This window comes from Mesorhizobium sp. M6A.T.Cr.TU.017.01.1.1, assembly GCF_004023115.1.
Lineage (GTDB): Bacteria > Pseudomonadota > Alphaproteobacteria > Rhizobiales > Rhizobiaceae > Mesorhizobium > Mesorhizobium mediterraneum.
On sequence record NZ_RZTA01000177.1, the window covers coordinates 1 to 8,499 of the forward strand.

9 protein-coding genes are annotated in these 8,499 nt (G+C 62.8%); 5 read left to right on the top strand and 4 right to left on the bottom strand.

What is annotated here, in order from left to right:
- Both EOB36_RS31885 and EOB36_RS34550 read right to left on the bottom strand, forming a co-directional pair.
- Positions 1–1,189 (bottom strand): ATP-dependent helicase (locus tag EOB36_RS31885; protein ID WP_164897675.1); only part of this gene is annotated, 1,189 nt, incomplete at its 3' end.
- A gap of 100 nt (positions 1,190–1,289) precedes the next feature.
- Complete coding sequence (locus EOB36_RS34550) at positions 1,290–1,460, bottom strand: hypothetical protein (RefSeq protein WP_095483309.1); 171 nt, start codon at positions 1,458–1,460, stop codon at positions 1,290–1,292.
- 131 nt (positions 1,461–1,591) lie between these two features.
- Here EOB36_RS34550 and EOB36_RS34555 point away from each other — a divergent pair, with 131 nt between their 5' ends.
- The 5 genes from EOB36_RS34555 (at position 1,592) to EOB36_RS31905 (ending at position 7,590) form a co-directional block, all read left to right on the top strand.
- Positions 1,592–1,765: a hypothetical protein gene (locus EOB36_RS34555; protein ID WP_095483235.1), complete on the top strand. Its 174-nt coding sequence runs from the start codon at positions 1,592–1,594 to the stop codon at positions 1,763–1,765.
- A 392-nt stretch (positions 1,766–2,157) separates the two neighbouring features.
- On the top strand, positions 2,158–4,035 hold the full coding sequence (locus EOB36_RS31890) for an ABC-F family ATP-binding cassette domain-containing protein (protein ID WP_127295483.1): 1,878 nt from the start codon (positions 2,158–2,160) through the stop codon (positions 4,033–4,035).
- 48 nt (positions 4,036–4,083) lie between these two features.
- Positions 4,084–6,192 carry a molybdopterin oxidoreductase family protein gene (locus tag EOB36_RS31895; protein ID WP_095483237.1) on the top strand — a complete coding sequence of 703 codons (2,109 nt, stop codon included), beginning with the start codon at positions 4,084–4,086 and terminating at the stop codon, positions 6,190–6,192.
- A gap of 57 nt (positions 6,193–6,249) precedes the next feature.
- The gene (locus EOB36_RS31900) at positions 6,250–6,948 is read left to right on the top strand and encodes a DUF2270 domain-containing protein (RefSeq protein WP_127295481.1); all 699 of its coding nucleotides are present in this window, start codon (positions 6,250–6,252) and stop codon (positions 6,946–6,948) included.
- 369 nt (positions 6,949–7,317) lie between these two features.
- Positions 7,318–7,590 carry a DUF680 domain-containing protein gene (locus EOB36_RS31905; RefSeq protein ID WP_128286459.1) on the top strand — a complete coding sequence of 91 codons (273 nt, stop codon included), beginning with the start codon at positions 7,318–7,320 and terminating at the stop codon, positions 7,588–7,590.
- Between the two features lie 186 nt (positions 7,591–7,776).
- On the opposite strand, the gene EOB36_RS31910 is transcribed toward EOB36_RS31905, so the two are convergent.
- Both EOB36_RS31910 and EOB36_RS35585 read right to left on the bottom strand, forming a co-directional pair.
- The gene (locus EOB36_RS31910) at positions 7,777–8,292 is read right to left on the bottom strand and encodes a histidine phosphatase family protein (RefSeq protein WP_126107539.1); all 516 of its coding nucleotides are present in this window, start codon (positions 8,290–8,292) and stop codon (positions 7,777–7,779) included.
- 71 nt (positions 8,293–8,363) lie between these two features.
- The gene (locus EOB36_RS35585; protein ID WP_281035505.1) at positions 8,364–8,486 is read right to left on the bottom strand and encodes a type II toxin-antitoxin system RelE/ParE family toxin; all 123 of its coding nucleotides are present in this window, start codon (positions 8,484–8,486) and stop codon (positions 8,364–8,366) included.
- Between the last annotated feature and the right edge of the window lie 13 nt (positions 8,487–8,499).

The following is an 8,499-nucleotide window of genomic DNA, read 5'->3' on the forward strand; positions in this document are numbered from 1 at the left end:
GGCGCGTCAACTCGATCTCCAGCGGCCCGCTGTGGTGCGAGGCGCGAAACAGCACGGCCTGCGCCTTCAGCGCCGTGCCGGCCTCGCGCTCGGTCAGGATCGCCTGGCAGACGTAACTCGCCTGCTCGGCCTCGTCGCGAACGCTGACCAGCTTCGGCTTTTCGGCCGATTTACGCTCCGTCCATAGGTTCTTGGTAAAGCGCTCCGAGGCCTCGCCGATCACCGCATTGGCGGCGGCCAGGACGGTCTCGGTCGAGCGGTAGTTGCGCTCAAGCATGACGATCTCGGCCGGCCGCGCGAACTGTTTTGGGAAGTCGAGGATGTTGCGCACTTCCGCCGCGCGAAACGAGTAGATCGACTGCGCATCGTCGCCGACCACCGTCAGCCCGGATCCGTCCGGCTTGAGTGCCGTGAGGATCGAGGCCTGCAGCCGGTTGGTGTCCTGGTATTCGTCGACCAGAACATGGTCGAAGCGCCCACCCAGATGCGCCGATATCTCCGGCTCGCCCCCCATCTGCGCCCAGTAGAGCAGCAGGTCGTCGTAATCGAGCACGTTCTGCGCCTGCTTGGCCTCGACATAGCGGGCGAACAGCGCCTTAAGCTGTTCTGCCCACCCCGCGCACCAGGGAAACACTGAACCCAGAACCTCGCCAAGCGGCGCCTGCGCGTTGACGGCGCGCGAATAGATCGCCAGGCACGTGCCCTTGGTCGGGAAACGGCCTTCCGTCTTCGAGAAGCCGAGTTCGTGCCGGGCGAGGTTCATCAGGTCGGCCGAATCCTCGCGGTCGTGGATGGTGAAGGCCGGATCGAGGCCGATCTCCAGCGCGTAGTCGCGCAGCAGCCTGGCGCCGATGCCGTGGAATGTGCCGGCCCAGGTGAGAGCATCGGTGATGACGGATGCATCGCGACCGAGCACCTCGCCGGCGATCCGCTCGACCCGCTTGGCCATTTCCGATGCGGCGCGACGCGAAAACGTCATCAAAAGGATGCGCCTGGGATCGGCGCCCCTGACGATCAGATGCGCGACGCGATGCGCCAGCGTGCTGGTCTTGCCGGAGCCGGCCCCGGCGATCACCAGCAACGGCCCGGCGACCTTGCCGTCGCCATGCTCGACGGCAAGGCACTGCTCGGCATTCAGCTTCGCGAGATAGGCAGGCCGGAAGGTCGAATCACGGGCAGCGAGGTTCATTGCCCATCAAGCATCGTTTCTGCTTTGTTCGCAACGGTTTCGACGTGAGAGTTGCGATCGACGCGCCGACCCTATTGACGCACCAGCCGATGAACTCGATCTAGCGCTCTGGCTCTACGCCCATCGCCGCCGACTGCCGCCGCAGCGACTTGTCGTCATCGGGAGGCGGCAGCAACAGCGGATCGAAGTCGTCGGGCACCTCGTCGACGATTTCCCTGACTATGCGGTAGGCCACGTAGACGGCGGCCCCGGCTATGAGCAGACGGATCATGATTTTCTCCATTGGTGTGGACCAACCGAAGAGGCGGCTTTTTGTTCCCCCGTTCTCCAAACGCCCCGAGCTCTGTCTGAGCGTGCAACCAAATCGGCACCGTCTCGTTTGCCCGGTGACAGGAGGTTGCGATGAATAAGCTCTCAATCTTGCTGGCTTTAGCCGCAGCCCTGGCTGTGGCGGCTTGCGACAACAATATCCCGCCGACGAAGGCCCCTGGCACCGTCGATCAAATCCCGCAGGTCGACCCTGCACCCAAATCGACGTCAGGCGGTGATCAACCCGGCACACCGCCGGCACAGTGAACGCTGCGGGAAAAAATGGCCGGCGCCGCTTGGGAGGAGATGGCGCCGGCCAGGCGGGTATCAGGTCCGCCGCACACCTAGACATAGCTGAGTCTTGCCCTTGCGTCATGGTGCGATCGCTGAAGACGACCGCGTTGCACGGCAATTAACTGACAAATGCGCAACTTTCGGATGCGAGTAGTCGATGCTCGCCAGGCGACGCGCCGTCGCTGCAGGTTCCCGGCCCAATTCAGAGTCGGCCCTCTGATCCGGCGAGGCCGGCGATTGGATCGATCGTCTTCCCCTCCTGCGGCATCAGGCAACCTGCCGCCGCCGGCCATTTTCATGCCTTATGCGACCAACCGGCGCTCAAGGTCTTGCGAAGCGCCGACGTCCCGTGCAAAAGCGCGGCCATGCTGATCATTAACGACCTTTCGCTCCGTATGGCCGGACGCCTGCTTCTCGACCATGCCTCGCTGACCTTGCCGGCCGGCAGCAAGGCAGGGCTTGTCGGCCGTAACGGCACCGGCAAGACCACCTTGTTCAAGGCGATCACCGGCGATCTCGCCTCCGAGACCGGCTCGATCAGCCTGCCGAAGAACACGCGCATCGGCCAGGTGGCGCAGGAAGCGCCCGGCACCGAGGAGCCGCTGATCGAGATCGTGCTCAAGGCCGACCTTGAACGCTCCGCATTGCTCGAAGAAGAAAAGACGGCGACCGATCCGCACCGCATCGCCGACATCCACATGCGGCTGGCCGACATCGACGCGCATTCGGCCGAGTCGCGCGCCGCCACCATCCTCGCCGGCCTCGGCTTTGATGACGACGCCCAGCGGCGGCCGGCCTCGTCCTTCTCCGGCGGCTGGCGCATGCGGGTGGCGCTGGCGGCAGTGCTGTTTGCCGAGCCCGATCTGCTGCTGCTCGACGAGCCGACCAACTATCTCGACCTCGAAGGCACGCTGTGGCTGGAAAACTACGTGTCGAAATATCCGCACACCGTGCTTCTGATCTCGCACGATCGCGACCTGCTTAACCGCGCCGTCAACTCGATCGTCCATCTCGACCAGAAGAAGCTGACCTTCTGGCGTGGCGGCTACGACCAGTTCGAGCGCCAATACACCGAGCAGCGCGAGCTCCAGGAGAAGGGCAGGGTCAAGCAGGAAGCCGCGCGCAAGCACATGGAGTCCTTCGTCGAGCGCTTCCGGGCCAAGGCCTCTAAGGCGAGACAAGCGCAGTCGCGTATCAAGGCGCTGGAAAAGATGAAGCCGATCGCCGCGATTGTGAACGACAACGTGCGGCCGTTCTCCTTCCCCGAGCCGGTGAAGACCGTGGCCTCGCCGATCATTGCGCTGAACAATGTGAATGTCGGCTATGTCGAGGGTGAGCCGATCCTGAAGAAGATGACGCTGCGCATCGATGCCGACGACCGCATCGCGCTGCTCGGCGCCAACGGCAACGGCAAGTCGACCTTTGCCAAATTGCTGTCGGGCCGGCTGAAGCAGGAGAGCGGCACCATGACGGTGGCGCCCGGCCTGAAAGTGGCGATCTTTGCCCAGCATCAGCTCGACGACCTCCGACCGAACGAAAACGCCTATGAGCATGTCCGCCGGCTGATGCCGGAAGCACCGGAATCGAAGGTGCGCGGCCGTGTCGCCCAGTTCGGCCTGACCACCGAGAAGATGAACACCGCCGCCAAGGACCTGTCCGGCGGCGAGAAGGCGCGGCTCTTGATGGGCTTGTCGGCCTTCGAAGGACCAAACCTGTTCATCCTCGACGAACCGACCAACCATCTTGATATCGACAGCCGTGAATCGCTGATCCATGCGCTGAACGAATTTCCCGGCGCCGTCATCCTGATTTCGCACGACCGCCATCTGCTCGAGGCGACGGCCGACCGGCTGTGGCTGGTCAAGGACGGCGCGGTCAATCCCTATGACGGCGATCTCGAGGACTACAAGACGCTGGTCACCGGCGTGTCCGGCGACCGCCGCGGCAAGCGCGAGGCCGAAAAAGCCTCGAAGGCCGACCGTCGCCGCGACGCGGCCGCACGCCGCGCGGCCTTCGAGCCGCTGGCCAAGGAGATCCGCGCCACAGAAGCGCTGATGGACCGCATCCGCAAGCGCATCGACTTGATCGAGGACGAGCTCGCCAATCCGGCGGTCTATGAAAAAGACCCGTCGACGGCGACACAGCTGGCCAAGGAGCGCTCGCAGCTTGCCCAGACGCTGGCCGCCCACGAAGAAAAATGGCTGTCGATGTCGGCGGAATACGAGGAAGGCACGGCGGAGTAGCGCCATCTGGCCCTACACGCCGCTGCCATATACGGCTAGTTTGGCCCTATGAATCAGCACGCCAAGCTCAGAATCGGCCATTCGGCCTGTCCGCATGATTGCCCGTCGACCTGCGCGCTCGAGGTCGAGCTGCTCGACAGCAGGCGCATTGGTCGCGTCCATGGCGCCAAGGCCAACAGCTACACATCAGGCGTCATCTGCGCCAAGGTCGCCCGCTATGCAGACCGCGTCCATCACCCCAAGCGCCTGCTGAAGCCGCTGATCCGCGCCGGCGCCAAGGGCGAGGGCCTTTGGAAGGAAGCGAGCTGGGAGGCGGCACTCGACCTCGTCGCCGAAAAGTTCATCGCGGCCGAGGCAAAATACGGCTCGGAGACGGTCTGGCCCTATTACTATGCCGGCACGATGGGGTTGGTTCAGCGCGACGGCATCGAGCGGCTCAGGCACGCCAAGAAATATTCCGGCTTCTTCGGTTCGATCTGCACCAACCTGGCCTGGACCGGCTGGATGATGGGCGCCGGCGCGTTGCGCGGTCCCGACCCGCGCGAGATGGCCAAGTCCGACTGCGTGGTGATCTGGGGCACCAATGCCGTGGTCACCCAGGTCAACGTCATGACCCACGCGATCAAGGCGCGCAAGGAACGCGGCGCGAAAATCGTCGTCATCGACGTCTACGAGAACGCGACGATGAAACAGGCCGATCTCGGCCTGGTGCTGAAGCCCGGCACCGACGGCGCGCTGGCCTGCGCAGTGATGCATGTGCTGTTTCGTGACGGCATGGCCGACCGCGCCTATTTGGAAAAATACACCGACGACCCGCACGGTCTGGAAGCGCATCTTCAGACGAGGACGCCGCAATGGGCGGCTGATATAACAGGGCTTTCTGTCGGCGAGATCGAGGCATTCGCCCACATCGTCGGCACGACGAAGAAAACCTATTTCCGCCTCGGCTACGGTTTTTCGCGCCAGCGCAACGGCTCGGTCAACATGCATGCTGCCGCCTCGATCGCCGCGGTCACCGGCTGCTGGCAGTATGAGGGCGGCGGCGCCTTCCATTCCAATTCAGGCATCTTCAAGCTCAACCAGGAACTGCTGGAAGGCACGCGGATGCGCGACCCCGCGATCCGCCATCTCGACCATTCGCGCATCGGCCCCGTGCTGACCGGCGCTGAGGATGCGCTCTATGGCGGCCCGCCGGTGACGGCGCTGCTGATCCAGAACACCAATCCGGTCAATGTCGCGCCGGAGCAGCGGCTGGTGAAGCAGGGTTTTTTACGCGACGACCTATTTTCCTGCGTGCACGAGCAATTCATGACCGACACCGCAAAACTTGCCGATGTCGTGCTGCCGGCGACGATGTTCCTCGAGCATGATGACGTCTACAAGGGCGGCGGTAACCAGCATATCACGCTCGGTCCGAAGCTGATCGACCCGCCGGAAGGGCCGCGCACCAACCATTTCGTCATCGAGGAACTCGGTAAAAGGCTGGGCGTTGGCGAAAAGCCTGGCTTCGGCATGACCGAGCAACAGCATATCGACATCATCCTGGGCAAGCGGGACCTGGGCAGTTTTTCGAGCCTCAGGGACGAAAAATGGGTCGATTTGCAGCCGGATTTCGAGGCGGCGCATTTCATCAACGGCTTCGGCCACGCGGACGGAAAATTCCGCTTCCGCGCCGACTGGACCGGTCAGGCGGCGCCCAACCGGCCGCCGAAAAGCATGGGCCTGTTCGGGCCGGTGGCAAGCCTGCCGGAATTTCCCGACCATATCGACCTGATCGAGGTGGCGGATGCGGCGCATCCGTTCCGGCTGACCACCTCGCCGGCGCGCAATTTCCTCAACTCGACCTTTTCGGAGACGCCGGTGTCGAAGGCCAAGGAGGGCCGACCGGAACTGCTTTTGCATCCGGACGATGCGGCAGCTTATGGGCTGGCCAACGGCGACCGCGTCGAGATCGGCAATGCGCGCGGCGAAGTCGTGCTGCACGCAAGATTGTTCGATGGCCTCAAGCGCGGCGTCGTAGTGGCCGAGGGCATATGGCCGAACAGCGCCCATGAGCGGGGCGAGGGCATCAATGTGCTAACCGGCGCCGACGCGCCAGCGCCCTATGGCGGTGCGGCTTTTCACGACAACAAGGTCTGGCTGCGCTCGGCCAATTGAAGCGTCGGAACGATATATCCCTCCAGCCGTTTTTGCGTGGCGGGTGGAGGCATGGTGATGGCAGATGTGTCGGCAGCGCCGGACCCCATTGGAAGAACGCTTTCGCCCGGCGAACTCGTAACCACGATGTCACACTTTCATCGCGCCGAGATTCTACGCATGACGGGGTGGCGCGACCGCCTGGACCGGACGAGCAATTGGGCGATAACGGTCGTCGCGGCGATGCTGTCCGTCTCGCTTTCGACGGCTAGCGCGCATCACGGCGTGCTGCTTTTTGCCATGCTGCTTGTCCTGTTGCTGCTGTGGATAGAAGCGCGGCGATATCGCTTCTTCGACGTTTACCGGGCCCGCGTGCGCCAGTTCGAACGGCACTATTTCGCGCAGATATTCTCGCCGCAGCCGGATTTTGCGTCCGATTGGCTATTGATCGTCGGCGAAAGCCTGCGCGCTCCAAAATTCCTCATTTCGCAGCGAGCGGCGTTGGCGCGCCGTCTGCGTCGAAACTACATCCACATGCTGCTGATCCTGCTGATGGCCTGGATCCTCAAACTGTCGACACCCAGTCTTCTAACCGAGGGTGTCCGCATCGGCTTCGTCGGTTCGGTGCGCGAGGCCGTCACCGGCGCTGCCTTGGGGCCCATTCCCGGCGTGGTCATCGTCGTGCTGGTCGCCGCCCTCTATGCCGGCCTGCTGGTCACGGCCTTCCTGGCTGCTGGCGACGATGGCGAACTCTCCTTTGGTGACGTGCACGTCTAAGGCGGCAACGCAAAGCCGGTAGCTCTGCGAAATTTCATTTGCGCATCAGCGGAGGAATCGAACCGATCGGTTCGTTTCTGTTGACGCATCGTGCAGGACCGGGTGAACGCCGGCTCAGCAAATGCCTGCGCCTCGCGGCAGGAAAATTCGCATAACAAATTGAAAAGAATGCAAAAGATTGTGGCGAAGGAAGCCTTTTGGCGGATTTCAAGCACCCGATTCCGGGCTTAGCCGGAACATCTTCGTGATTGGAAATCGCGGCACTGCCAACCCACCTCACACTAGTCCGAACGACGCGAGATCCTCCCAAGGCACGCCACTAGACGGACAACAACACTGAAAACATGGAAATACTGGAGTACCTGAAAAATGACCAAGATTGCTCTTACCGCCGCTGCCGTCCTCATTGCTACAGGCAGCGCCTTTGCCGGCAGCGACCACTATGGTTCGGACGGCGTCAACCAGCCGGCTGCGCCGGTTGGCAATGCGCCTGTTGGAAATGTCGACAACACGCTCACGGGTTCGATCCGCAAGCTGCTCCCGACCGAGCATAATGCCGTCAACACCGATGCGACGCGCCAGTCCGGCTCGGATGAGTCCGTCGCGCCTCAATCTGGCCGGGGCAACTGGGGCCGCCGCTAAGTCCTCAAGCTCCGGAACTCAAAGAGCGGCGGGTTTGGCCCGCCGCTCTTGCTTTTGCATATCGAGTCACCGTCAGCAGCGCCGCCCTTTTTGGGACGCACAAATGACGCTTTGATTTTTGCGCATGATCCTTTCCGAACTGAAAGTCAGCGCAGCAAAAATCGATTCCGATTTTCGGGCCATGCGCTAGCGCAGATCCTTCGGCCAAACGCAGTGTGTCAGCCGCGCCTCGTCGAGGGCCAGCCGTGCCCAGTCGCCGTCAAAAACGAAGCGGGCAAGCGCCGCCGTCGGAAATTTTTCTTCAAGCCTTTTGAGTGCCGCGGCATCCGATCCGGCGCCGGCAAGCCGGCGCGCGAATTCCTCCAGACCGGGATTGTGGCCAATCACCAGAAGGGTGCTTGTTACAGCATTTGCCTGCCGTACCTTGGCGAGAACGTCTGCCGCACTGGCCTCGTAGAGCGCCTGAACAAATTTGGCCGGCGTTTTCGCCGGCAATTCCGCCGAGACCAGCCGCCATGTGTCGCGGCTGCGCAGCGCTGGAGATACCAGCGCCACATCGGGCAGCCAGCCCTGCCTGGCCAGTTCGCGCCCGATCAGCGGGGCCGCCTTCAGCCCGCGCCCGGAAAGCGGCCGGTCGAAGTCGATGAGGTCAGGATCGTCCCAACTCGACTTGGCATGACGCAGAAGAAGGAGTTGTTTCATTGTCGCCATGCCAGCCTCTGCTCAGGGCGTGATGTCCGCCAGCTGCTGCCAATTGCAGTTGCCATGATCTTTCAAAATAGCGCCGAGACGTCGCGCGCGCCATGCACGAAGCGAACGACCTCGACGCGTTGTTTTGCCAAGCGATAAAGCACGAGATAATTGCCGATCGTCAGCGCTCTCACCTCGGCGCCGATGTCCGGTCTCTTG